The following is a 22,727-nucleotide window of genomic DNA, read 5'->3' as shown; positions in this document are numbered from 1 at the left end:
CAACGATGGGGGCCCCGTCCAGACTCACGGCCTGGTTCATCCCCACCAGAGCATGGCCCAGGCCCAAAAAACCATTCCCGGCCTGGCCTGCGTTCACCCAGCCCGGTGCGGCCCCGTCCCCGGCGGCCAGGTTCAGGCTGTAGATCACCTCTGGGGCTACCTCGAGGGTGTAGGTGCCGGGGGGCAGATCGCGGATGGTGGTAAGGGTGCCGGAGGTGTTCCAGGTGCCCCGGTTGGGCAAGAGCTTGAGGTAATAGGAGCTACCGCTGGGCCGGGTGATCTCCAGGGTGGCGGTGCCGCTGGGCGCGGGCGCGGGCTGAGGGGCCGGGCTGGGGGTGACCGGGGGGACCGGCAGCAGGTAGGCCTCGAGGGCCACCGGGGTGTCGGAGCTATCCAGGGTCAGGCTGCGGCTCCAGGGCTGGTAGCCCTCGGCGCTCACCCGCAGGGTGTAGTTGCCGGGGGGCAGGGCCTCGGTCATCCACAGCCCGGTGGTGCCAGTCAGGGTCACCGCGCGGTCCGCCGGGATCGGCGGGGAGATCTCCACGCGGGCATTGGGCGGGGTGAAGGTCAGGGTCAAACGATTGGGCATACGTCCTCCTAGGGCGCGGTACAGCGCCACGTCCAGCCGGTGCAAAAAGGCGGTGAGCCGATCCCACCAGCTCACCGCATCCCCCAGGCCACCAGGGCGGTCACGATCAATCCGCCAACCAGACCGGCAAAAATGTCCAGTGCAAAACGCTTCATGCTTCTCCTTTCAGCTCGAGCAGGGCCACGCTCAGCTCGAGCAATCGTTCGCGCTTCTGCTCGCGCAACCGGTCCAACGACCAGCGCCAGCGCACCCAGGCTCGTTCCACCGGGTCGGGCGAGATGGCCGCGTCTATGCGCTGCTGCCGGGCCTCAATCTCGAGGCGAATCTGCTCCAAGCTCATCCTTTTCCTCCGATTCAGTTGGGATAACCGCGCCAGAGAATGTATCGGGGCGGGTGGTTTGGGTGGGGGTGGGGAAGGCCTCGAGGTCTACGTACAGCGCGAAGCCGTTGTAGACGCCGATGAAATTGAGGCGCTCTTTCATGGCTGGGCCTCCTGCTGGTTGAGCTTTGCGAGGATTTCTTTTGCTTCACGGGCCGTGAAGCGATCTGATAGCAGTCCATTGCTAAGACTTTGCAAAAAAAGAGATTTCGATACAACATATACCCGTTCACTAATCCTTGTACCGGGAAGCAAGCCCTTCTTAACCCAATCGCGCAAGGTGTTGGGATGCCTGCCCGTAATATCCGCCAGGTCTTCTAGTGCAATCAGGTCTTTAAAAACTGATGGGGTCTTAGTCATGATCTACACAATATCAGTCTACTGCTATGTAGTCAAGTATATATTGACAGTGTTAGCAACATTACGTTAGCGTAACCACATCATGTTACGTTACCTTCATAGCGTGCCTGAAGCCAAAGAAAGGCCTGCATGGGCAGTCGCAATAAAAAGAAGGCGTGAGCAGTTAGGATTTACCCAATGGTCGGTAGTTGAACATGCTGGTGATTTATTTGGACAAACAACAGTTTCGGGCATTGAGCGTGGAGATATTCATCCACTGTCTTTAGGAGCAGAAAAGTTTTTCGGTTTACTACGGGCCCTGCGCTGGAGCCTGGCTGAGTTCAGTCAGGCCACCGGCATCCACATTGATTACATCCGTGAGACGCTGGCCTCTGAGGCCATCGAACGCGCCGGGCCAGATGGCGATGTGTATGTATTGCCGGTGATAGATGCTGGGGCCGGGCCGCCCTGGTCGAATGATGGGGCCGATACCGTAGAGATTTTCATGCCCGAGCTGCGCGGCTACGACCGCTCCCGGCTGTTTGTGGTGCGGGTGCACGGCGACTCTATGCAGGGGTACGCCGATGATGGCACCCTGGTCATCTGCTACCGCGACGGTCTACCCGAGCGCGGCAAGGTGGTGGCGGTGTGGCTGGCAGGCGACGGCGTGGTGATCAAGCGCTATTTGGGGGTGGAAAACGGCCTTTTGCTTTTGGGCAACGATAACCGGGCCTACCGGGCCGCTTTCGAGGCCCCAGAGGGTAGCACCGTGATAGGTGTGGCGATTGGTCGGTTTTTGAGGGGATAGCTAGCATCAAACCCTGGTGTTGCCAAACTTTTGAAGTGCCTCTGCTGGCGTCAGGATTTGCGTATGGCCTATTTTTCTGAGCGGTTTGATGTGCTTGTCATCTGTAATCAGCAGTTGAGCTTTACTTTTCAGCGCTATTGCCAAGATGAAATCATCCGAGGGGTCTGCGGTCACAACCTCATCAATCTCTTTGGCTGGAATAGTCAGCGTTACGGCTCGCGATTTAAGCAGCTTGACCAGAGCGCCAAACTTGGCTTTGCCGATGCGCGTCTGGGCTATTTTGCGACGGCTTACCCGGCGGATTTCTTCGATCTGGGCTTGCGAGGTGTACACCTCAAATCGGCGCTTGTCCAGCCACAACCGCAAAAGCGCGGTTTCGACAGGATACGCGTTGGGCTGAAGCGCACGAATGTATACCTGGGTGTCGAATACAGCTCTCAACGCTTGACCCTATTTCTGCGGCGCACACTGTGCACCAGCTCGTCAATCTCTTCTTTGTTCAAAGGGTTCTTTACCGGCCTGGCAAGCTCGGCTTTGGCCTGGGCAATCTGGATACCTTCCAAAATCATTTTGCGGGCTATGGTTTCGGGTTTTCCCTTACCCACCAAACGCAACCCTTTCATTTCCCTTTCGCTCAAATCCACCGTTAAGCGCATACCTCGAGGATAGCATGAAACGCTTTGCCCAATACATCCGCCTTTCCACCGGCCCCCAAGAGCGCGGGGTAGGGGCCGAGAAGCAAGCAAGGGTCAACACTGAGTATGTGGAGCGGCAGGGGGGCCAGCTCGTCGCTACCTACCGCGACACCATCACCGGCAAGATCAAAACCCGCCAGGGCCTGGATGCTTTGTTGGCTGATGCCGGGCGGGGCCTGTTCGACGCGGCGGTGATCTATGACGTAAAGCGCCAGGGACGCCTGGTGCTGCCGATTCTCCAGATTGGGGAAGAGATTATTGGAGCCGGGCTCGAGCTGCACTTTTCCAACTCGAGCCGCCAAATTGACCTGTCCGATCCTTCCGACCGGCTGTTGTTCCAGATTGAGGCCATCGGGGCGGAGCAGGATTATTTTTACACCGTCTCGAGGCTTTACGACGACCGCATCAGCGCCGCACTGAAGGGCCGGTTTGTGGGCTATCCATTGGTGTACGGGTTGCGGCGGCGGTTCACCCCCACCGGCGAGAGGGTGATTGAGTATGACCCTGAGCGCCAGGAGTGGCCGCTGAAGATTTTCACCTGGGCCGCGCAAGGGCTAGGCTGCGACCGCATCGCGGCCCGGCTGACGGCTGAGGGGGCCCCGTTGCCGGGGCGGGCGGGCTACTGGCGGCCCAATACCGTCCTGGTAATGCTGCGCAACCGTGCGTATACCGGACAAACCGAGGTGGTCTTTCGGCGCAAGAAGGGCGGGCCAGTGCGGGTAGTGCAGCAGCTTCCGCCGCTGGTGCCGGTGGAGCTATTTGAGCAAGTGCAGATGCGCCTGGACAATGCCCCCAAGAGCGGCCCCCGGCATAGCCGCTTGGCAGAGTTTCCGCTGGTTGGGATGCTGCGCTGTGGGGGCTGCGGTTGGTCGTTGTCGGTGAACCGCTACACCGAGCGCGGGTGGACCCGATGTCGCAACCGGCATTGCAAGGAGCGGGTGCATTTCAAGTACCGCGAGATTGAGGCGGCTTGCTTGGCAGGGGCACGGGATGCTGTGCAGCGGGGGATCGTTGCCTTGCCGCCGTTTCCCGTGGTTCCCGTTGATCCTACCCCCAACCCTGCCAAGTTGCAGCCTTTGCTTGAACGAGAGGCCCGCATCAAGGCCATGACCGAGGCGGGGATGTACACCCTGGAGGAGGGGAGGGCCAGGCTCGAGGCGGTGCGACGCGAGATGGCCCAGCTCGAGGCCTCGGTAGCCGCCAGCGCTCCACCCGCACTGGTGGCGGTGGAGCTGCCCAAACATGTCACCCCCGAAGCCCTGCGCCGGGCTGGGGTGGTTTTTGTTATCTACAGCGGTAAGCGGATTGAGATGCGGCGGCGGGTGGTCACATGATGATTGGTTTCAGAGCCAATCGTGAGCGTCTATCAGGCGAAGCACCTCTGCTTTTTCCATAGGCCCAAGGATACCCCCAATCCCCCTTGGCTGCTAAGGGGCCTCGAGCACTTTTCAGCGCTAAGTTTCTAAGCCCTCGAGGTGAGCCAACCGCCACCAGTACCGTGCCCAAGCCTCAAGGCCCAAGCGGAAGCGCTCTAGCCGGAAGAACTCGTTGGGGGCATGGAAATCCTCATCCCCGGTGGAAAAGGAGAAGAACACCGTGTCCAGGCCCAGGTATTCCTTGAAGGTGTTGGCGATGGGGAGGGTGCCCCCCATCCGGACCTCGAGCGGTTTCTGCCCCTCAGTCTCGCGCAGCACCGCTCGAGCCACCCGAAGCCCGACGTGGTCAGAGGGGAGGGCGTAAGGCCGTGCCCCGTGGGGTTCAGCCTGGATTTCTAGGCGCATGGAGGGTGGGCAGTGGCGGTGGAGGTGCTGAATTAGCCGCTCGCGAACCTCGTCTGGATTTTGCTCGGGAACCAGGCGACAGCTCAGCTTGGCCTGGGCCCGGCTGGGGATTACGGTTTTGCCGCCGGGACCGGTATACCCGCCCCACAGGCCGTTGACCTCCAAGGTTGGCCGGATCCACTGGCGCTCCAAGGTGGAGTACCCCGGTTCACCGTAGACCCCCTGTGCCCCGATCTCGGCGAGATAAGCGCCATCCTCCCAGGGGAGGGCTTGGATTGCGGCACGTTCGCCGGGGGAAGCTTCGCAGACCCGATCGTAGAACCCCTCTACCGCGACCCGCCCGCTGGCCTCGTGCAGGCTGGCGATCAAGCGGGCCATCGCCACCAACGGGTTTAGGATGGCCCCGCCGTGCCGCCCGGAGTGTAAATCCTTACTCGGGCCGATGAGGCTGAACTCGAGGCTCACCAAGCCTCGGGCCGAGAGGTTGAGCGAGGAAACCCCTGGCCGCCACATGGCCCCATCCGCGGAGAGCACGAAATCGGCCTTGAGGCGCTGAAGCTGGGCCTGTACCACAGCTTCTAAGTGGCGGCTGCCCACCTCCTCCTCGCCCTCGAGCAAGAACTTGAGATTGATGGGCGGGGCCCCCTTTACCGCTTGGAAGGCCTCGGTGACCAGGAGCGGGATCAGCATGGGGCCTTTATCGTCGGAGACCCCCCGGGCATAGAGGCGCTGCTCGCCGCTCACCTCGCGGATGGCGGGAGCGAAAGGCGGGGTCTGCCAGCGCTCTAAAGGGTCGGGCGGTTGCACGTCGTAGTGGCCGTAGATCAGGAGGGTGGGGCGGCGGGGATCGGTCTCCCAAGCCCCGTAGACCACAGGATGCCCTGGGGTCTCGAGGATCTCCACCTCGGGGACCCCCGAGCGCCGCAGCCGTTGGGCCACCCAGTGCGCGGCCTTGGCCACCTCCGCGGCATAGGCCGGGTCGGTGGAGACGCTGGGGATGCGGACGAACTCGGCCAGCTCAGCCAGGTAGGCCTGGAAATGGGCCTCGAGGTGCTTGAGCACTTCCTGCATCACTTTCCCCCGTCCACGCTGAGCACCTGACCGCTCACCCAATCGGCCAGCTCGGAGGCAAAGAACAGCACCCCATCGGCGATGTTTTGTGCGGTGCCTAGCCGCTTGAGCGCGATGTTCTCGAGCAGCCGTCGCTGCCCCTCCTCGCCGTAGCTCTGCCACTGGCGCTCGGTGGTGGGGTTGGAGCGGACAAACCCAGGGGCAATGCAGTTGACGGTGATGTTGAAAGGCCCCAGCTCATGGCAGAGCTGACGGGTTAGATTGACCAGCCCGGCCTTGGCCGAGGCATAGGCCTGAATGCCGGTCAGGCTGGGCCCCAGCCCGGCTCCGCTCGAGATGTTGATGATGCGTCCCCAACGCCGCTGCTTCATCCCTGGGGCCACCGCCTGGGAGGTGTAGAAGGCCGCGCTCAGATTAACCGCCAGGATATCGTTCCACTCTTTGGGGGTAACGGTCTCGAGGGGTTTCCCCACCTGACCCAGCACCCCCCCTGCGTTGTTGACCAGAATGTCTACGGCCCCGGCCTCCTGGGCGGCCTCCTGCACGGCCTGGGGATCGGTTACGTCCACCCGGCGCACCTCGCAGCGCCCTTCAGCCTGGGCGCGGGTCTCCTGGAGTTCCTCGGCGTTCAAATCCCAGGCCCAGACGCTGGCTCCCAATCGGGCGAAACGGTGGGCGATGGCGCGCCCGAAGCCGTGAGCAGCCCCGGTGACGAGGACGGTTTTGTGGTCGAAGCGGATCTGCATGGGATTTCCTCCGGGTGGTGCGGTCAGGCTAGCGGGGGTGTTTTCTGGGCTTCAGGAAGCAGGCGCTCGAGCGCGGTGCCCACACCCAGCACGAAGGCCTCGGCCTGGGGTCTCCCGATCACCTGAAGCCCCACCGGAAGCCCCTGGGCCCCGAACCCAGCATTGATGGAAAGGGCCGGCAGGCCGGTCAGATTGTGCGGGGCTGAGCGCCGACCCTCGGCGGAGCCGGCCTGGCCTGCGACCACCGGGTCCTCCTGCGGCGCTACCCAGGCCACGCTGGGGGAGATCAGAACATCCACCCTGTGCAGGGCCTGCAAGAACTGCCGGGTCAGGTGGCGGCGAAACTGCTGTGCCCGTAGATGGGCCATGGCCGAGAGGGTGAAGCCCAGCTCGATCTGGATGCGGGTGAAAGGGGCGTAATCCTCCGGTCGCTCGGCAATCCAGCGCTGGTGCACCAGGCTGGCTTCCGGCAGGAGGACGTTCAAGAGGGCGGTATCGGCCAGCTCGAGGTCGGCAATGCGGACCTCCTGCACCGCTGCCCCGGCAGCCTCGAGCCTACGACAGGCCGCGTCGAACACCTCGAGCACCTCGGGCTCGACCTCAGGCCCCTGGCGCTGGATCACCCCGAAGCGCAGCTGCCCCAGCTCGACCTCGACCGCCGGCAGCGGCTCCCCCAGCATCCCCTCTAGCAACAGCCGGGCATCCTCCGAGGAGCGGGCCAGGGGTCCGGCGTGGTCCAGCGACCAGGAGAGTGGAAAAACCCCCTCCAGGCTTACCCGCCCGTAGGTGGGCTTGAGCCCGGCCACCCCGCAGTAGCTGGCGGGGATGCGGATGGAGCCCCCGGTTTCGGTACCCACGGCGGCAAAACACAGTCCGGCGGCTACCGCTGCTGCCGAGCCGCCGCTCGAGCCCCCCGAGGTGCGCAGGGGGTTCCAGGGGTTGTTGGTCTGACCGTACTCGGGATGGACGATCCCGTAGGCGAACTCCAACAGGTTGGTCTTACCCACCAGCACCGCGCCGGCAGCCTCGAGGTGGCGTGCCAAGAGGGCGGTTTGCTGGGGAATGTGGTCGCGTAGAATTTTGGAGCCACAGGTGGTGCGGATGCCCGCGGTCTCGATCAGGTCTTTGAGGGCGATGGGGATCCCATGAAGGGGGCCCCGATCCAGCCCCGAGCGCAGCTCCTGCTCGGCCCGCTGAGCCCCTTCCAGGGCTTTGGAGGGGGTCACGGTAATGAAAGCGTTGAGCCGGGGGTTGAGCGCTTCGATGCGCTGTAGGGTTAGCTCGGTGAGCTCAACCGGGGAGAGCTCACCGGAGCGGAAGCGCCTTCCCACCTCAGCGATGGAGAGGGTGAGCAGCTCCATAAAATCACCCCTCCTCAGCCCCCGCCCAGGTGGGGCCAAGGATAGGGGTAAGGCCGAGCTCGAGGCGGGCGATCCGGGCATCCCCCTCCAGTAGCGGCTCGAGGAGCGGAATCAGTTCGGCGGCCCGGTCAAGATCCAGCCTTAGCCCTGCCCATTGGGCCAGTTGGGCCACCCCCTCCGGTGTGAGGCTTCCTTTAGGCTCCGATGCCATAGAGGGGGTCTCCGGGGTTGATGGCCAGGCTGCTGACCACGAACAGCACGGTTCCGGCCAGGGGCGCGTTCACCGTCTGCAGAACCTTGCCGAAAGGATCGGTAATCCGGCCCAGGTCTTGCCCGGCCTGCACCTGAGCCCCCGCCCCAACCTTGGGGTACCACAGCCCTTCGTGCTCCGAGCGCAGCCAAGCAAACTCGTGCAGCAGGCGGGTAGGCTTGGGCTCGAGCGGGCCCTCCAGCATCCCCAGGTGCTGCATGACCCGCCTAACCCCGCTCGCAAGGGCCTCCACATCCGCTTCGGGCCACAGCCCGTTTCCACCGGCTTCGGCCAGAATAGAGGGCACCCCGCAGCGGTACCCAGCAGCGGTGGTGGTTCCCCCAGGGCTGCTGCTGACCAGGAGCTCGAGGCCAAAAACCTCGGCCAACCGGCGGGAAGCTTCGTCCCCTTCGATGAATATGGTGAAGGGGGTCAGGCCCTCGTTGAGGTCGCCGCCGTGCAGGTCAATGTAGGCATCGGCCCGCTGGATTGCGTTTTCGGTGAGCCAGTGGGCCAGCTGCTGGGCAAAGCTCCCCCCGGGATCCCCAGGGAAGCAGCGGTTGAGGTTTTTGCCGTCAACCGGGTTGATGTAGATGCTGCGGGTGCGGTAGGCCGGACGGTTGACGATCGGGAGTACCGTGAGGCTCCCCGCCAGGGTTTGTGGGGGGGTTTGGGCTACCTGCACAGCGGCGGCGATGCTGGCATACTCGGCCCCGTGAATCCCAGCGGTAACCAGCAGGTTGGGCCCGGGCCTGGCCCCCTGCACCAGGGTGAAGGGCAGCTCGAGCGGCACGTCCAGCTCCAGGGAGACATAGCCTTGGGTGAGGGTGCCCGGGGGCAGGTTGGAGGGTAGCTCGGGGAAGTGGGATGGGTTCATGGCAACTCCTTCTCGAGTTCGCTGAGGTTGCTCCAGTCCAGCGGGCGGGTTCCCGCTTCAACCTCGTGGATCATCTCAATCAGCCGCCGGGTAATGGGGGTGGGAATGCCCCAGCCCTCACCGATGCGGAGAATGGGGCCGAGCTGAGCGTCTACCTCGGTTTTGCGCCGGCGTATGGCCAGATCCCGCCAGATGCCGGAGTGGCTTTTGGCGGAGCGGCGGTTGTGGGCGGCCATGGCCTCGAGCGACTGCTGGGCCTGCTCCAGCGGGGTGTCGGGGGCAAAGGCCTGGGGTTCGAAGCCGTTGAAGGCCTCGGGCTGAATCCCCTGGGCGGCCGCTACCCGGAGCACCTCCCTGGCCAGCTCGATGAAGAGCCGGTGGTGCTCGGGGGCGGCGAAGGCCTCGGCAATGCTGGCGTTGGTGAGGGCGGTAGCAAAGAGCTGGGCTCCATAGGCCATCTTGCCCCATAGGTAGCCCCAGATGTTTGTGGTTAGTAATGCCCCCTCGTCGAACTCTTGCAGGAGCCGATGCAGCGCCTCGAGGCGGGGCGTGATCTGGCCGTCCAGCTCACCGACTACCACCGCCCCGCGCCCCCCATAATGAATGGTTCCAGGCTCCAGGTAATCGGCCCCGAAGTTGACAAAGCAACCCAGGGTTCGCTCCCGACCGATGGCCTGGGCAATTTCGATCTCGTTGAGGCCATTCTGGGCGCTGACCACGAAGCCTCGAGGCTCCAGATGGGGCTCGAGCTGGGCCAGGGCCGCTGGGGTATGGTGGGCCTTGACCGCCAGGAATACCGTGTGAAAGCGGCCCTGCAGGGTTTCAGGGGTATGGGCGGGGGCCTGAACCGTGAACTCCGCCAAGGGCCCGGTGATCCTAAGGCCCCGAGTCCGGATGGCCTCGACGTGCTCCGAGGCGCTATCCACAAACACCACCGGGTGCCCGGCCCGCTGGAAATAGGCCCCTAGGGTTCCGCCGATGGCGCCCGCGCCCCAGATCAGGATGGGTTCAGGAAGGTTCAAGGTCTAGGCCCAGCCCTTCTGGAGCAGCTCCTGGGTTTCCTGAACCGCAACCTCCCAGATCGCCTGCATCTCGGGATCCGGGCGCTGGTAGAGGCCGCCGTAATTGCCGTCCCCGAGGTAGCGGCGCAGCTCAGCCGGGGAGAGCAGGCGCAACTTGGCCAGGTCGGCCAGGGGTTTTCTCTCCGCAGGGGGGGTGGCCTCGAGGCGGGTCCAGGGGAAGTTCTCCATCCAGCTGGCGTGCGAGGCTACGGGATCAATGGCCTGTACCTTGGCCCAGGTTTTGGGGGCGTTCCACCAGTTGTGGAACATCACCTGGGAATCGGGATGATCGGCAATCCACTCCCCCACGAACCCCTGAGCGGGGCTGTTGCCCCCGTGCCCATTGACGATCAAGATGCGCCGGAAGCCCTGTTCGTAGAGCCCGTCCAGGAGATCGCGTACCACGCTCAAGTAGGTGGATACCCGCAGGGTGACGCTCCCTGGGTAGGCCCGGAAGTAGGGGGTGATCCCATAGGCCAGCACTGGAAACACCGGCACCCCCAGCGGGGCGGCTGCCTCTAGGCTGACCCGCTCCGCCAGGATGCTATCCACACTCAGGCTCAGATAACCGTGCTGCTCGGTACTCCCTAGCGGCAGCACGCAGCGGTTGTCCCCTTTGAGGTAGGCTTCTACCTCCATCCAGTTCATCTCAGCGATCTTCACGGTTGCCTCCTTTTAGGAATGGGTGGCGAGCGCGGCTTTGGCCTCGCGAATGCGGCCCAACACCGGCAGTAGATCCCGCTCCACCGAGCGGGGGTCGGGGATGTGGCGGTACTCGAAGGCCCGGATGGACTCGGGTAAGCCCTCGAGGATGGACTCCGAGCCGGTGGCGTAGACGATAACGTCGCAGCTTTTGATCAGCTGGGATACCGATTCGGTGTCCCCCAGCACCGCTGTGAGCAGGAGGTCGAGGTGGCTGGCGAAGCGCTCCACCCCTGCCTTCAGGGTGGGGAGGAATTCGGGAAAGGTGGAGAGGGCCCCCAGCCGGGTGCGCGGGCTGAGTTCGGCCAGGGCCAGCCGGGTACGCTCGGAGGGGATGAACCCCACCCCCACCACCGGAACCTTGGACCCCAGGAGGCCCTGCACCTGGGTTTTGCGGTTGGCGGTGGTCACCACCAGGTCACAGCGCCGCGCGGCCCGCAGGAGTTTGGGGTCAGCCTCGAGCTGCTGCAGCACCGTGGCCTCGATCTGGTCTCCCGGCTCCAATACGGAACGCAGGTGGGCGACATAGGCCCGGGTGGCCTCGGGGAAAATCCCCACAAAACTCAGGTTTAGGGGGACTGAGGCCCGGTAGCGGCCCAGCCGGGCGCTGACCATCGCCGCCAACTCTGCTTTGGAGACCCCCAGCCGCTCGGCCAGGCCGATCAGGGCGTCAATCTGACGCTGAAGCTCGAGGGTGCGCTCCTGGTGCTGCGCTGTGCCCAGCCCCCCATCGGCCACGAAGGTCCCGCGCCCAGGCTGGCTCTCCAAGAGCCCAGCCCCCTGCAGCTCTTTATAGACCTGCGAGACCGTGACCATAGCGATCCCAAGCTGCGCAGCTAGCTCCCGCACCGAGGGGAGCTGGCTGCCCGGGGGCAGCTCCCCTCCCGCGATCCCATACTCGAGCTGGCCCCGCAGTTGCTGGCTTAGGGATACGGGCAGATCTCGGTCGAGGCGAATCTTCACTGGAACCCCGCTATGGCTCAAATGTGCTGCTTGAGCATAACATTCAGCTTGAGGCCGGTCAATGTGATTTTGCCACCAAGCGCCCCAAAAGCCAGTTTAGAGCCCGATTTGATGACAATTTACGGACGCATCCAAGAGCGTCTTCGTGGCTCGAGGCTTGACGTCCCTAGGGTAGACCGTTATGCTCACCCATAACACTTCAGGCTATGAAGGAGGCTCAAGGGATGGATAAGTTCATCAAGCTCGCGCTGGTTTTGGCCACGCTCGCCCTGGGATTTGCGGCCGCGGCCCCCAAGCAGGGGGGCAAGCTGGTGTATGGGCGCTATGCCGACTCGCTGTTCCTGGACCCGGTTTTGAACGATGCCAACGTGGATATTTGGATCCTGTTGAACATCTACGATACCCTCCTGGCCCCCACCCTGGATGGGAAGGGGATTAAGCCCAACCTGGCCGCCCGCTACAGCCTTTCCCGCGACGGCAAGACCATGACCCTGGTTTTGCGGCAGGGGGTCAAGTTCTCCGATGGCACCCCCCTGACCCCACAGGATGTGAAGTTCTCGCTAGACCGGGCCCGCGACCCCAACAATGGGGCCTGGAACAGCCTGCTGGCCTCGATTGATTCGGTCGGCATCAGCGGGAACAACATTGTGCTGACGCTAAAATACCCCGACCCCTCGCTGCCCGCAGCCCTGGCTACCTTCAACTCCGCCATCATGCCGCAGAAGCAGTTCATGGCGATGCCGGGGGCTACAGACGCGGATAAGGCCAAGGCCTTCGCCGAGAAGCCCATTGGCACCGGCCCTTTCATGCTCAAGGAGTGGAAGAAGGGCTCCAGCATGACCCTGGTGCGCAACCCTTACTACTGGGCTAAGGATGAAAACGGGATCCAGCTTCCCTATCTGGATGAGTTGCGCTTCGAGATTGTCCCCGACGACAATACCCGCATCCTCAAGCTGCAGTCCGGCGAGCTCGATGGGGCCGAGTTTATTCCGCTGTCGCGGGTGGCCGAGCTCAAGGCCAACCCCAACCTAAACATGGTCCTTTTCCCCAGCACCGAGGTGGACTCGGTGATCATGAACAACCGGCCCAAGCTCAAGGACGGCAGCAACAACCCGTTGGCCGACCAGAAGGTGCGCCAGGCCCTCAACTACGCCACCGATAAGGACGCCATCATCAAAATTGTGACCTTCGGGCTGGCCAAACCCTCCAAGAGCTACATGTCCTCCTCCACCCCGCTGTATGCCCCGCAGAACGGCTATCCCTATAGTCTCGAGAAGGCTCGAGCCCTGCTCAAGCAAGCGGGCTACGATAAAGGCTTCGAGCTTTCCACCATGATTGTTGCGGGCAATGCCGACCAGACCGCCATTGCCAGCGCCCTGCAACAGATGTGGGCCCCGCTGGGCATCAAGCTGCGGATTGACCAGTTCGACGCCGCCACCAACCGTGCCAAGTATCGGGCCAACGATTTCCAGATGCGGGTCTCGAAGTGGACCGACGACATCGCGGACCCCAGCGAAATCACCAGCTACTTTGCCATCTACAAAAACGTCGAGAGTCTGCACACCGGCTTCCAGAACAAGGAGCTCGAGGACCTCTTCGACCAGAGCCAGCGGGAGATCTCTGAGGTTAAGCGGGCGGTGCTCTACCAGAAGATCCAGAAGATCTATTGGGATCAAGCCCCGATCCTCTTCCTGTACGAGGCGCCCTATCCGGTGGCCCTGCAGAAGTATGTCAAGGGCTTTGTGCAGATCCCACTGGGCAACAACATCTTCGTAAATACCTACTTGGATAAGTAGGCATCTCGGCGGGTTGGGCGCGGATTTGAGCGCTCAACCCGCGGCTTCCTGTAAGGAGAGCGGCATGAGCAAGTGGTGGGTGGGGATATTGGTGGTGGTGTTGGGCTTGGGGAGCGCTGCCCCGGTGCGGGGTGGGACCCTGGTGTATGGCCGCTACGCCGATTCGCTGTTCCTGGATCCGGTGTTCACCGATGCCAACTTGGATATCTGGATCATGCAGAACATCTACGAAACCCTGATCCAGATCGGTCCGAATGGGAAGGGTTTGGTGCCGGGCCTGGCCACCCAGTGGGGGTTCTCCAAGGATGGGAAAACCTTTACCCTCACGCTGCGCCCTGGGGTGCGGTTCTCCGACGGCACCCCGCTCACCGCTGAGGATGTGAAGTTTTCGCTCGAGCGGGCCAAGAATCCAGACAATGGTGCCTGGAACTTCTTGCTGGGCTCGGTGAATACCGTCACGGTGAAGGGCAATCAGATCGTGCTGGACCTCAAAAACCCCGACCCCTCGCTGCCTGCGGCCCTGGCTACCTTCAACTCCGCCATCCTGCCCAAGAAGCTCTATGCTGCCGCCAAGGGCAAGAACGAGCAGGAGCGGGCCAAGGCCTTTGCTGAGAAGCCCATCGGTACTGGCCCCTTCATGCTCAAGGAGTGGAAGCGGGGCTCCAGCATGACCCTGGTGCGCAACCCGCTTTACTGGCGCAAGGGGGCGGATGGCCAACCGCTTCCCTACCTGGATGCCATCCGCTTTGAGATCATTCCCGACGACAGTGCCCGCATCCTCAAGCTGCAGTCCGGCGAGCTCGATGGGGCCGAGTTTATCCCCTTTGCTCGAGTTGCCGAGCTGCAAGCCGACCCCAAGCTCAACATGAAATTATTCCCCTCCACACGGGTTAATTTCATTGTGATGAACACCCGCCCCAAGCTGAAGAATGGCTCGAGCAACCCCCTGAACAACCTCAAGTTGCGCCAAGCCCTCAACTACGCGGCGGACAAGCAGGCCCTGATCAAGCTGGTGAGTTTTGGCAACGGCAAGCCCATGACCTCGTATCTCTCCTCCAGCACGCCGTTGCAAGCCCCACAGCCGATGTACCCCTATGACCTAGACAAAGCCAAACAGCTCTTTGGGGAGTCGGGGTTCCAGCCGGGGCTCGAGCTGACCCTCCAGATTGTGGCTGGAAGCGCGGATCAGAGCGCGCTAGCAACGGCGCTGCAACAGATGTGGGAGCCCCTGGGGGTTAGGCTCAAGATCGAGCAGCAGGACAGCGCGACGCAGAATGCCCGCTATGCCGACAGCGATTTCCAGATGCAGTTCAACTACTGGACGGATGATATCGCGGACCCCAACGAGCTCACCGCTTACGCCGCGGTCTACAAGAACAACCAGTCGTTTCAGACCGGATTCCAAAGCGATGAGGTAGACCGGCTCTTTGCCGCCAGCCAGCAGGAGACCAACCCGGCCCAACGGGCCGCGCAGTATAAGCGCATTCAGGAAATCTACACCCGTGCGGCCCCCATGGTGTTCCTCTACGAACAGCCCTTTGCGGTGGCCCTTTCCAAGCGGGTGCGGGATTTCGTGCAGATTCCGCTGGGGAACAATGTTTTCGTGAACACTTACCTCGAGAAATAGGGTAGACGCCATGAATCGCTGGTCTTACGTGCTGATACGGGTGCTGCAAGTCATCCCCACCTTTTTTGTGGTGATGGTGTTGGTCTTTGCCGCTGCCCGGCTGCTTCCCGGTGATCCGCTCACAGCCATTTTGGGGGAGCGGGCCACCGAGGAGATGGTGGTCAAGGCCAAGCACGAGTTGGGCCTGGATCAGCCACTCCCGGTGCAGTTTTGGATTTTTCTCAAGGACTTCTTCCAGGGAAATCTGGGCGACAGCATCAACCTCAAGGTGCCGGTCACTCGGCTGATCTTGGAGCGGATGCCGGTGACGCTGTTCCTGACCCTCTATGCGGCGGTGCTGGCGGCGGCCTTGGCCATCCCGTTGGCGTTTGTGGCCGCGCTGCGCAAGGACACCTGGGCCGACAACCTGATTCGGGGGGTGTTCCAACTGGGGCTCTCGATGCCGGTGTTCTACATTGGGTTGCAGTTATTGACCCTGCTGGGGGCTCGGCTGCGCTGGTTTCCGGTGGGTGGGTATGGCAACACCTTTGGCGAGCACCTTTACTACCTGTTTCTGCCCGCCCTGACGCTGGGGTTCAACTTGGCGGCCATCCTGATGCGCAACCTCAGGGCCTCGATCCTGGAGGTGCTCCAGGCGGAGTACGTAGATTTCGCTCGAGCCAAGGGGTTGCGGCCTAGCCTGATCCTGGGTAAGCACGTGCTGCGCAACGCCCTAATCTCCACCGTGACCCTCTTTGGGCTCAACATCGGGGGGTTGATCGGTGGGGCGGTGATCACCGAGACGGTCTTCGCCATCCCTGGGGTGGGTCGGCTGATGGTGGACTCAATCTTTGGTCGCGACTACCCGGTGATCCAGGGCCTAACCTTGACCTTTGCGCTGCTGGTCTCGCTGGTGTTTATCCTGACCGATGTTATCCACGCCCAGCTAGATCCCCGAGTGGAGGCCGCCTGATGGCTGCACCGGCGCTGCTAACGGTGAAGCCTCGAGCCCGGCGCAGGCTCAAGCCCTCGCTGGTGGCGGGGCTGGTGATCATCGGGGCGTTCGTGCTGATGGCCCTGTTTCCCCAAGTCATCGCCCCCTACAGCCCTACCGCCTTCGACTACCAAGCGGTGTTGCAGGGACCGACGGCCAAACACCTCTTCGGTACGGACAACTTTGGCCGGGATGTGTTTTCCCGGGTGGTCTGGGGGGCCCAGCTCGACATGCAGATTGCCCTGTTCACCACCTTGTTTCCCTTCCTGTTCGGCACCCTGATCGGCGCCCTCACCGGTTATTACGGTCGCTGGGCCGATGCCATCTTCGGGCGGGTGGTGGATATCGTGGTGACGTTTCCCTTCCTGGTCTTGGTGATCGCGATTGTGGCGGTGCTGGGGCCGGGGTTGAAGAACATGTACATCGCGGTCAGCGCGGTGGGTTGGATCACCTACGGGCGGTTGATCCGGGCGGAGATTCGGGGCCAGAAGAGGGCGGAGTATGCCTTGGCGGGGCAGGTGATGGGATACACCCCTGCTCGCATCATCTTTCGGCACCTGTTGCCCAACGCGATCACCCCGGCCATCGTCTACTGGATGACCGATATGGCCCTGGGAATCCTGCTGGGCTCGAGCCTGGGCTATTTGGGCCTGGGGGCTCAGCCCCCTACCGCCGAATGGGGGGTGCTGATCGCAGATGGCAAGAACTTTTTGGCTACCGCCTGGTGGATTTCCACCTTTCCAGGACTGGCCATCACCCTGGCGGGGGTTGGCTTTAGCCTGCTGGGGGATGGCTTGGCGGACCTTTTGAGGCCCAGAGGATGAGCGAGCCGATTTTAAAGCTCAACAACCTATGCACGGTGTTCCATACCGCGCGCGGTCGCTTTACCGCGGTGGATGGGGTGAACTTGGAGCTCTTCCCTGGGGAGGTGCTGGGGCTGGTGGGGGAGAGCGGCTCAGGGAAGAGCGTTACCCTACGCTCGATCCTACGCCTGGTGCGCCCGCCTGGCCGGGTGAGTGGCGAGGTGCGCTGGCGGGGACGTAACCTCCTAAGCTTGAGCGAGCCGCAGATGCGCCAGGTACGCGGTGGGGAGATCAGCATGATCTTTCAGGAGCCGATGACCGCCCTCAACCCTGTGCTGCCGGTGGGTGAACAGATTGCCGAGACCTTGCGCGAGCACACCGAGCTGAGCGGAAATGCCCTGCGCCAGCGGGCAATTGAGCTGCTCGAGCTGGTCGGCATTCCCTCGCCCAAGGAGCGGTTGCGCGACTACCCCCATCAGTTCTCTGGGGGAATGCGCCAACGGGTCATGATCGCGATTGCCCTGGCCTCCAACCCCAAGCTGTTGTTGGCGGATGAGCCTACCACCGCGCTCGACGTGACCATCCAGGATCAGATCTTGAAGCTCCTGCTGCGGCTCAAGGACACCCTGGGTATGAGCGTGATCTTGGTGACCCACGACCTCGGGGTGGTGGCCCAGACCTGTGAACGGGTGGCGGTGATGTATGCCGGGCGTATCGTGGAGGTGGCCCCTGCGGCTGAACTCTTCGCCCAGCCGCGCCATGCCTACACCCTGGGACTGCTCAACTCGGTGCCGGGGGCCGGGAGCACCCGCCGCCCCCTAATCCCCATTCCTGGGGCCCCCCCTGATCTGACCGCGCTCCCTCCGGGGTGTTCCTTTGCCCCCCGCTGCGCGTTTGCCACCGACGAGTGTACCGCCCAGAGGCCACCGCTGATGGACATTTCCGGGCCGGAATCCCCGGCTGTGCGCCTCACTGCTTGCATTCACCATGATGCTCTCTCCGCAGCGGGGGAGGTGACCCGATGAGCCAGACCATTCTGCGGGTAGAGGGGCTTTCGAAGGTGTTCCCGGTGAGCTACTCCGTTGTGGAGCGGGTTCAGGGTAGACCACGCCGAGCGGTGCGGGCCTTGACCGAGGTGAACCTCGAGGTGCGCCGGGGAGAGACCCTGGGCATTGTGGGGGAATCGGGCTGCGGCAAGAGCACCCTGGCCCGGTGCCTGGTACGGCTCTACGACGTGGATTCCGGCAGGATCGTTTACGACGGCCTCGAAGTGTCGGGCTTGAGGGGGGCGGCCTTGCGGCAATACAACCGCCGGGTGCAGATGGTCTTTCAGGACCCCTTCTCCAGCCTCAACCCCCGCATGACCGTAGGCCAGACTCTGCGTGAGGCCATCCTGGTCCACCGCTTGCGCAAGCCGGAGCAAGTGCCCGGGCGAATCCGGGAACTGCTCGAGCTGGTGGGGCTTCCGGCGGATGCGGAGAACCGTTTGCCCCACGAGTTTTCCGGAGGGCAGCGCCAGCGCATTGGGATTGCCCGGGCCCTCTCGGTCGAGCCGGAGACCCTGATTGCCGATGAGCTGGTCTCGGCCCTGGATGTCTCGGTGCAGGCGCAGGTGGTCAACCTGCTCCTAAAGCTCCAGGAGCAGCTACACCTGACGGTGCTGTTTGTGGCGCACGACCTGCGCTTGGTGCGGCATCTCTCCCACCGGGTGGCGGTGATGTACCTGGGTCGAATCGTGGAGCTGGCCGAGACCGAGCGGCTCTTTACCGCTCCAGCCCATCCCTACACCCAGGCCTTGCTGCGGGCTGCACCGGAGCTGGACCCCTCGAGGAAATCGGTGGTGGAGGCGGTGAAAGGGGAGTTGCCCAGCCCCCTCAACCCCCCCACGGGCTGCCCCTTTCACCCGCGCTGCCCTCAGGCCTTTGAGCGCTGCTCCAAGGAAGTCCCGGCCCTGCTTCCGCGCGGCCCGGAGGGGCGGTGGGTGGCCTGCCATCTGCTCGAGGCCACCCCCTGACCAACCAGCCCGAGGGGTCGGCTTTGGGCAAGCCTCTGAAGCCCGCCGCCAAAGGAGTTCAGCATGAGCTATTCCGAACTTATTCACAGGGTCGCCGAGATCAACGACGTGCTTAACGCCCTATCCGTACTGACCTGGGATGCCCGAACCCAGATGCCCCCTGCCGGGGCCGAGACGCGCGGGTATCAGCTGGCCACGCTCACCGATATCGCCCGCAGGCTCATTTTGAGCCGCGAGCTGAAGCAGGCCCTGGAAGCCGCCGAGCGCGAGGCTTCAGGAGAGCCCCCCGACAGCATCCGCGCCCGCACCCTTCAGCAGGTACGGGAAGCGGTCGAGGTTTTATCCCGCATCCCCGAGGCCCTCATGGGCCGTATTGCCGCCCTTAAGTCCACGGCCCAGGCGGCCTGGGGACAAGCCCGGGCTGCAAACGATTTCTCCCGCTTCCGCCCCTACTTAGAACAGATGCTCGAGCTCAATCGGCAACTGGCCGAGGCCATCGGGTATGCCGAGCATCCCTACGATGCCCTGCTGCTCCAGTACGAGCCCGGCATGACCGCGCGCGGCCTGAAAGCCCTGCTGGACGAGCTAAAATCGGCCACGTTGCCGATGGTGCAGGCCATTGCTGAAAAGGAGCCACCCCGCTGGGACTTCCTAACCCGCGACTACCCCGAGGACCTCCAGCGCGGGTTTGCCCTGGGTCTTGCCCAGCAGTTTGGCTACGACCTGAGCCGGGGCCGCCTGGACACCTCGCTGCACCCCTTTGAGATCTCCTTTACCCGCCAGGATGTGCGCATCACCACCCGGTATCGGCGCGACTATCTGCCCATGGGCTTGTTTGGGGTGCTCCACGAGACCGGCCACGCCCTGTATGAGCAGGGGGTAAGCCCCAAGCTGACCCGAAGCGCCCTCAGCACCGATTTCCTGGGGTTGTACGCGGTGGGTGGGGCGAGCTTTGGCGCCCACGAGTCGCAGTCGCGGTTATGGGAAAACCTGGTGGGGCGTTCCCTGGCTTTCTGGCGGGTGCAGTTTCCGGCCCTGCGGGCCACCTTCCCCACGCAGCTCCAAGACGTGGATGCCGAGGGCTTCTACCGTGCGGTGAACCGTGTGACCCCCAGCCTGATTCGGGTAGAAGCCGATGAGCTGACCTATAACTTCCACATCCTGCTGCGGGTTGAGCTCGAGCTGGCTCTGCTCGAGGGCTCGCTGGCCGTACGCGACCTCCCCGAGGCCTGGAACGCCAAGATGAGGGCCTACTTGGGCCTAGAGGTCCCGAGCGATACCCTGGGGGTGCTGCAGGATATCCATTGGTCCACCGGGTATTTCGGTTCCTTCCCCACCTACACGCTTGGAAACCTCATGTCGGCGCAGTTCTTCGCCGCCGCCCGGGAGCAGGTGGAGGGGCTCGAGGCCGACCTGGCCCAAGGCCGCTACACCCCGCTATTGCAGTGGCTGCAAAACAACATCTACCAGCACGGACGCCGCTTCACCCCTCAGGAGCTGTTGGTGCGCAGCACCGGTAGCCCCCTGACGCTCCAGCCCTACCTGGCGTATCTGAGGGAAAAGTACGGTGCACTTTATGGTCTGGGCCCCCAGGGGGCCTGATCCCCTTTCTCTGAACGCGCGGCTATGATCTGGGCTAGGGTTTGTGGTAAAGTATCGCTTGCGCCCATCGCTGGGTCCGGCCCGGCGGGTGAGAAAACCCAGACCTGGAGGGGTGGCCGAGTGGCTGAAGGCGGCGGTTTGCTAAACCGTTATAGGGGACTAAAGCCCCTATCGGGGGTTCGAATCCCCCCTCCTCCGCCAAAGGAGAGCCGAGAACATCGGCTCTTTTGCTTTGGACCCCAAACCCGTCCGGGAAATGCCGGGCTTCCGTTACCTAGATTACCCCGCCAACCCTCCACCCCTGCCATCCTAAGGGGATGAAAACCGAGGTTGCGACCCTGGGGGGTGGGTGCTTCTGGTGCCTCGAGGCCGTCTACGACGAGCTGAAGGGCGTTGTGAAAGTGGTTTCTGGGTACTCCGGTGGGCACCGAATCAACCCCAGCTATGAAGAGGTTTGCGAGGGGAACACCGGGCATGCCGAGGTGGTGCAGGTCACCTTCGACCCGGATGTGATCTCCTTCAAGCAGATCTTGCAGGTTTTTTTCGCGGTGCACGACCCCACCACCCTCAACCGCCAGGGCAACGATGTGGGGCCACAATACCGCTCGGTGATCTTCTACCACACGCCCCAGCAGAAGGCGGTGGCTGAGGAGGTGATGCGCGACCTCGAGGCGGCCAAGCTTTGGGACCGCCCCATTGTGACCGAGCTGGTGCCTTTCGAGCGGTTTTATCCCGCTGAGGAGTATCATCAGAACTACTTTAAACGGAACCCTTTCCAGCCCTACTGCGCCTTTACGGTGCGGCCCAAGGTGGCGAAGTTCCGCAAGCAGTTCTACGACCAGCTCAAGCGCAGCCCCGCCCAGAGTTAGGGCTTTTTTAGCCGCAAGGAGAGCAGCCAGGCCACGAACATCAGGCCCAGCGAGATCAGGAAGGCCCGCTGTAGCCCGTCGGCCAGGGCCGAACCCCCTGCGGCAATCGCCGAACCACCGATGGCCAGGGCCATCAGGGCTGTCCCCAAAGCCCCCCCCATGTTGCGGGCGAAGAGGATGGCGCTGGTCACCGCACCCAGCTCCTCCTTGGGGGTGGCGCTCTGCACCGCCAGCAGCAGGCTAAACATGCTGAACCCCATCCCCCCGCCGGTCACAAAACCGATCGCCGAGAGGTAGATGAGCGGGGCATGGACCAAGGCCGCAAACCCTGCAAACGAGAGCACCAGAACCCCAAACCCCCAGATGGTCAGGCGGGTCAGGCCCACCCGGCCCATTACCCTCGAGCCCAGGATCGAGGTCAGGGTCCACCCCACCAGCATCGGGGTCAGAAGGGCTCCCCCTGCGGTGGCGCTGTGCCCCCCCACCCCCTGGGCAAAGAGCGGCAGATAGGCAATCACCCCGAAATAGGCCACCCCGGCCAGCAGGTTGCCCAGGATGCCGATGCGGGGTAGGCGCTCCCGCAATCCGCTGGTGGGGAGCAGGGGAGAGGGATGGCGGAACTCGAGCCCCACCGCCAGGACCAGCAGGCCAAGGCTCAGGGCCACCAACCCCCAGAGCTTGAACTGCAGCCCCCATACCAGCGCCCCGCTGCCCAGGGTGAAGAGAAGGGCGCCCAGCCAGTCAATTTGGGTTTTGCGCGGCTGCACCACCTCCTGCAGGTAGCGCCATACCAGGAACAGGGCAGGAAGCCCAAAGGGCAGATTGAGGTAGAAGACCCAGCGCCAGGAGAGGTGGTCGGCGATCAACCCACCGATCAGTGGGCCCAGCAGCCCGCTGATCCCCCAGACCCCGCTGATGAAGGCCTGTATGCTGGCCCGGCGCTCGAGGGTATACATCTCCCCCACCAAGGTGAGCGTCAGGGGCAGAACCGCCCCGGCGCCAATGCCTTGCAGGGCCCGGGCTAGGATCAGCCAGAGCATGTTCTGGGCCGCCCCGGAGAGGCCTGAACCCAGCAGGAACAGCACCACCCCCGCCAGGTACAGCCGCTTGCGGCCCAGCAGATCGCTGGCCCTTCCCCACAGCGGCCCCGAGACCGTGCTGAAGAGCAGGTAGACCGAAAAGGGCAGGGCGTACAGGTGCTCCCCCCCCAACTCCCGCAGCACCGAGGGCATCGCTGTGGTCACCACCGAGGACTCGAGCGCCGCCAGAAAAATGCCCAAAATCAGACCGACCGTAGCAAAGCGCTTGGCGCTGTCATCGTGTTGTGCAGCAGGAGTCACGCCCTGCATCCTACCGCTCCAGGGGGCCCCATAGAGGGGCTACGTTACGCTTGGGCTCCCCGTAAGGGTCATCTCCTTCGC

General features: G+C 63.3%; 25 protein-coding genes and 1 tRNA gene. 11 read left to right on the top strand and 15 right to left on the bottom strand.

Annotation, left to right across the window (positions count from 1 at the left end; translation table 11 throughout):
* The 4 genes from Mgrana_RS11870 to Mgrana_RS16720 form a co-directional block, all read right to left on the bottom strand.
* On the bottom strand, positions 1 to 664 hold a 664-nt coding region (locus tag Mgrana_RS11870; RefSeq protein WP_147371295.1), incomplete at its 3' end, for a carboxypeptidase-like regulatory domain-containing protein.
* Between the two features lie 76 nt (positions 665 to 740).
* Complete coding sequence (locus Mgrana_RS11865; RefSeq protein WP_119357822.1) at positions 741 to 929, bottom strand: hypothetical protein; 189 nt, start codon at positions 927 to 929, stop codon at positions 741 to 743.
* Complete coding sequence (locus Mgrana_RS16840; RefSeq protein WP_170146464.1) at positions 898 to 1,071, bottom strand: hypothetical protein; 174 nt, start codon at positions 1,069 to 1,071, stop codon at positions 898 to 900. Before Mgrana_RS16840 ends, Mgrana_RS11865 begins: the two co-directional genes overlap by 32 nt.
* A complete protein-coding gene (locus tag Mgrana_RS16720) occupies positions 1,068 to 1,328 on the bottom strand; it encodes a helix-turn-helix domain-containing protein (RefSeq protein ID WP_147021238.1) in 261 nt (86 codons plus the stop codon). Before Mgrana_RS16720 ends, Mgrana_RS16840 begins: the two co-directional genes overlap by 4 nt.
* Positions 1,329 to 1,431: 103 nt before the next feature.
* On the opposite strand from Mgrana_RS16720, the gene Mgrana_RS11860 reads away from it, so the two are divergent.
* The gene (locus Mgrana_RS11860; RefSeq protein ID WP_170146463.1) at positions 1,432 to 2,115 is read left to right on the top strand and encodes an XRE family transcriptional regulator; all 684 of its coding nucleotides are present in this window, start codon (positions 1,432 to 1,434) and stop codon (positions 2,113 to 2,115) included.
* A 6-nt stretch (positions 2,116 to 2,121) separates the two neighbouring features.
* Here Mgrana_RS11860 and Mgrana_RS11855 read toward each other — a convergent pair whose 3' ends face one another.
* Both Mgrana_RS11855 and Mgrana_RS11850 read right to left on the bottom strand, forming a co-directional pair.
* Entirely contained in the window at positions 2,122 to 2,556 is a 435-nt protein-coding gene (locus tag Mgrana_RS11855) for a putative toxin-antitoxin system toxin component, PIN family (protein WP_119357820.1), read from the bottom strand.
* Complete coding sequence (locus Mgrana_RS11850) at positions 2,553 to 2,771, bottom strand: hypothetical protein (RefSeq protein ID WP_147021239.1); 219 nt, start codon at positions 2,769 to 2,771, stop codon at positions 2,553 to 2,555. The genes Mgrana_RS11855 and Mgrana_RS11850 overlap by 4 nt, the downstream gene beginning before the upstream one ends.
* 14 nt (positions 2,772 to 2,785) lie before the next feature.
* Here Mgrana_RS11850 and Mgrana_RS11845 point away from each other — a divergent pair, with 14 nt between their 5' ends.
* Positions 2,786 to 4,144 (top strand): recombinase family protein, encoded by a 1,359-nt coding sequence (locus Mgrana_RS11845; RefSeq protein WP_119357818.1) that lies wholly within the window; start codon positions 2,786 to 2,788, stop codon positions 4,142 to 4,144.
* Positions 4,145 to 4,264: 120 nt separating this feature from the next.
* On the opposite strand, the gene Mgrana_RS11840 is transcribed toward Mgrana_RS11845, so the two are convergent.
* Genes Mgrana_RS11840 through Mgrana_RS11805 form a run of 8 tightly spaced genes read right to left on the bottom strand, consistent with a single transcriptional unit; the run spans position 4,265 to position 11,622 of the window.
* Complete coding sequence (locus Mgrana_RS11840; protein ID WP_206075083.1) at positions 4,265 to 5,662, bottom strand: dipeptidase; 1,398 nt, start codon at positions 5,660 to 5,662, stop codon at positions 4,265 to 4,267.
* A complete protein-coding gene (locus Mgrana_RS11835) occupies positions 5,662 to 6,408 on the bottom strand; it encodes an SDR family NAD(P)-dependent oxidoreductase (RefSeq protein ID WP_119357816.1) in 747 nt (248 codons plus the stop codon). The genes Mgrana_RS11840 and Mgrana_RS11835 overlap by 1 nt, the downstream gene beginning before the upstream one ends.
* A 23-nt stretch (positions 6,409 to 6,431) precedes the next feature.
* On the bottom strand, positions 6,432 to 7,769 hold the full coding sequence (locus Mgrana_RS11830; protein ID WP_119357815.1) for an amidase: 1,338 nt from the start codon (positions 7,767 to 7,769) through the stop codon (positions 6,432 to 6,434).
* A gap of 4 nt (positions 7,770 to 7,773) precedes the next feature.
* Positions 7,774 to 7,980, bottom strand: a complete 207-nt coding sequence (locus tag Mgrana_RS11825; RefSeq protein ID WP_119357814.1) for a hypothetical protein — start codon at positions 7,978 to 7,980, stop codon at positions 7,774 to 7,776.
* Positions 7,964 to 8,896, bottom strand: coding sequence for a succinylglutamate desuccinylase/aspartoacylase family protein (locus Mgrana_RS11820; RefSeq protein ID WP_119357813.1), 933 nt, complete (start codon positions 8,894 to 8,896; stop codon positions 7,964 to 7,966). The genes Mgrana_RS11825 and Mgrana_RS11820 overlap by 17 nt, the downstream gene beginning before the upstream one ends.
* A complete protein-coding gene (locus Mgrana_RS11815) occupies positions 8,893 to 9,918 on the bottom strand; it encodes a ketopantoate reductase family protein (protein WP_119357812.1) in 1,026 nt (341 codons plus the stop codon). Before Mgrana_RS11815 ends, Mgrana_RS11820 begins: the two co-directional genes overlap by 4 nt.
* Positions 9,919 to 9,921: 3 nt before the next feature.
* The gene (locus tag Mgrana_RS11810; RefSeq protein WP_170146462.1) at positions 9,922 to 10,620 is read right to left on the bottom strand and encodes a creatininase family protein; all 699 of its coding nucleotides are present in this window, start codon (positions 10,618 to 10,620) and stop codon (positions 9,922 to 9,924) included.
* Between the two features lie 12 nt (positions 10,621 to 10,632).
* The gene (locus Mgrana_RS11805; RefSeq protein ID WP_147021211.1) at positions 10,633 to 11,622 is read right to left on the bottom strand and encodes a GntR family transcriptional regulator; all 990 of its coding nucleotides are present in this window, start codon (positions 11,620 to 11,622) and stop codon (positions 10,633 to 10,635) included.
* 206 nt (positions 11,623 to 11,828) lie between these two features.
* Between Mgrana_RS11805 and Mgrana_RS11800 the strand changes: the two genes are divergently transcribed.
* The 9 genes from Mgrana_RS11800 (at position 11,829) to msrA (ending at position 21,306) form a co-directional block, all read left to right on the top strand.
* A complete protein-coding gene (locus Mgrana_RS11800) occupies positions 11,829 to 13,418 on the top strand; it encodes an ABC transporter substrate-binding protein (RefSeq protein WP_206075082.1) in 1,590 nt (529 codons plus the stop codon).
* Positions 13,419 to 13,482: 64 nt separating this feature from the next.
* Positions 13,483 to 15,045 carry an ABC transporter substrate-binding protein gene (locus tag Mgrana_RS11795; RefSeq protein WP_119357810.1) on the top strand — a complete coding sequence of 521 codons (1,563 nt, stop codon included), beginning with the start codon at positions 13,483 to 13,485 and terminating at the stop codon, positions 15,043 to 15,045.
* A 10-nt stretch (positions 15,046 to 15,055) separates the two neighbouring features.
* A complete protein-coding gene (locus tag Mgrana_RS11790; RefSeq protein WP_119357809.1) occupies positions 15,056 to 15,997 on the top strand; it encodes an ABC transporter permease in 942 nt (313 codons plus the stop codon).
* Complete coding sequence (locus Mgrana_RS11785) at positions 15,997 to 16,842, top strand: ABC transporter permease (protein ID WP_119357808.1); 846 nt, start codon at positions 15,997 to 15,999, stop codon at positions 16,840 to 16,842. Before Mgrana_RS11790 ends, Mgrana_RS11785 begins: the two co-directional genes overlap by 1 nt.
* Positions 16,839 to 17,846 (top strand): ABC transporter ATP-binding protein, encoded by a 1,008-nt coding sequence (locus Mgrana_RS11780; RefSeq protein ID WP_119357807.1) that lies wholly within the window; start codon positions 16,839 to 16,841, stop codon positions 17,844 to 17,846. The genes Mgrana_RS11785 and Mgrana_RS11780 overlap by 4 nt, the downstream gene beginning before the upstream one ends.
* Positions 17,843 to 18,835 (top strand): ABC transporter ATP-binding protein, encoded by a 993-nt coding sequence (locus tag Mgrana_RS11775; RefSeq protein ID WP_119357806.1) that lies wholly within the window; start codon positions 17,843 to 17,845, stop codon positions 18,833 to 18,835. The genes Mgrana_RS11780 and Mgrana_RS11775 overlap by 4 nt, the downstream gene beginning before the upstream one ends.
* Before the next feature lie 63 nt (positions 18,836 to 18,898).
* The gene (locus Mgrana_RS11770) at positions 18,899 to 20,437 is read left to right on the top strand and encodes a carboxypeptidase M32 (protein ID WP_119357805.1); all 1,539 of its coding nucleotides are present in this window, start codon (positions 18,899 to 18,901) and stop codon (positions 20,435 to 20,437) included.
* Positions 20,438 to 20,543: 106 nt separating this feature from the next.
* Positions 20,544 to 20,638 (top strand) — tRNA-Ser (locus Mgrana_RS11765).
* Between the two features lie 116 nt (positions 20,639 to 20,754).
* Positions 20,755 to 21,306, top strand: coding sequence for a peptide-methionine (S)-S-oxide reductase MsrA (gene msrA / locus Mgrana_RS11760; protein ID WP_119357804.1), 552 nt, complete (start codon positions 20,755 to 20,757; stop codon positions 21,304 to 21,306).
* On the opposite strand, the gene Mgrana_RS11755 is transcribed toward msrA, so the two are convergent.
* Positions 21,303 to 22,655, bottom strand: a complete 1,353-nt coding sequence (locus Mgrana_RS11755) for an MDR family MFS transporter (RefSeq protein ID WP_119357803.1) — start codon at positions 22,653 to 22,655, stop codon at positions 21,303 to 21,305. The two genes, msrA and Mgrana_RS11755, sit on opposite strands and share 4 nt — an antisense overlap.
* Positions 22,656 to 22,727: the final 72 nt, after the last annotated feature.

Origin of the sequence: Meiothermus granaticius NBRC 107808 (assembly GCF_003574355.1) — a bacterium.
Taxonomy (GTDB): domain Bacteria; phylum Deinococcota; class Deinococci; order Deinococcales; family Thermaceae; genus Meiothermus; species Meiothermus granaticius.
Note: the sequence above shows the minus strand (reverse complement) of the source record. Positions and strands in the feature narration are given on the sequence as shown.

Bases quoted from the DNA above. Each gene is read 5' to 3' on its own strand.
- Mgrana_RS11865 (WP_119357822.1), bottom strand. From the start codon at position 929: ATGAGCTTGGAGCAGATTCGCCTCGAGATTGAGGCCCGGCAGCAGCGC.
- Mgrana_RS16840 (WP_170146464.1), bottom strand. From the start codon at position 1,071: ATGAAAGAGCGCCTCAATTTCATCGGCGTCTACAACGGCTTCGCGCTG.
- Mgrana_RS16720 (WP_147021238.1), bottom strand. From the start codon at position 1,328: ATGACTAAGACCCCATCAGTTTTTAAAGACCTGATTGCACTAGAAGAC.
- Mgrana_RS11850 (WP_147021239.1), bottom strand. From the start codon at position 2,771: ATGCGCTTAACGGTGGATTTGAGCGAAAGGGAAATGAAAGGGTTGCGT.
- Mgrana_RS11845 (WP_119357818.1), top strand. From the start codon at position 2,786: ATGAAACGCTTTGCCCAATACATCCGCCTTTCCACCGGCCCCCAAGAG.
- Mgrana_RS11840 (WP_206075083.1), bottom strand. From the start codon at position 5,662: ATGCAGGAAGTGCTCAAGCACCTCGAGGCCCATTTCCAGGCCTACCTG.
- Mgrana_RS11835 (WP_119357816.1), bottom strand. From the start codon at position 6,408: ATGCAGATCCGCTTCGACCACAAAACCGTCCTCGTCACCGGGGCTGCT.
- Mgrana_RS11830 (WP_119357815.1), bottom strand. From the start codon at position 7,769: ATGGAGCTGCTCACCCTCTCCATCGCTGAGGTGGGAAGGCGCTTCCGC.
- Mgrana_RS11825 (WP_119357814.1), bottom strand. From the start codon at position 7,980: ATGGCATCGGAGCCTAAAGGAAGCCTCACACCGGAGGGGGTGGCCCAA.
- Mgrana_RS11820 (WP_119357813.1), bottom strand. From the start codon at position 8,896: ATGAACCCATCCCACTTCCCCGAGCTACCCTCCAACCTGCCCCCGGGC.
- Mgrana_RS11800 (WP_206075082.1), top strand. From the start codon at position 11,829: ATGAAGGAGGCTCAAGGGATGGATAAGTTCATCAAGCTCGCGCTGGTT.
- Mgrana_RS11795 (WP_119357810.1), top strand. From the start codon at position 13,483: ATGAGCAAGTGGTGGGTGGGGATATTGGTGGTGGTGTTGGGCTTGGGG.
- Mgrana_RS11790 (WP_119357809.1), top strand. From the start codon at position 15,056: ATGAATCGCTGGTCTTACGTGCTGATACGGGTGCTGCAAGTCATCCCC.
- Mgrana_RS11785 (WP_119357808.1), top strand. From the start codon at position 15,997: ATGGCTGCACCGGCGCTGCTAACGGTGAAGCCTCGAGCCCGGCGCAGG.
- Mgrana_RS11780 (WP_119357807.1), top strand. From the start codon at position 16,839: ATGAGCGAGCCGATTTTAAAGCTCAACAACCTATGCACGGTGTTCCAT.
- Mgrana_RS11775 (WP_119357806.1), top strand. From the start codon at position 17,843: ATGAGCCAGACCATTCTGCGGGTAGAGGGGCTTTCGAAGGTGTTCCCG.
- Mgrana_RS11770 (WP_119357805.1), top strand. From the start codon at position 18,899: ATGAGCTATTCCGAACTTATTCACAGGGTCGCCGAGATCAACGACGTG.
- msrA (WP_119357804.1), top strand. From the start codon at position 20,755: ATGAAAACCGAGGTTGCGACCCTGGGGGGTGGGTGCTTCTGGTGCCTC.
- Mgrana_RS11755 (WP_119357803.1), bottom strand. From the start codon at position 22,655: ATGCAGGGCGTGACTCCTGCTGCACAACACGATGACAGCGCCAAGCGC.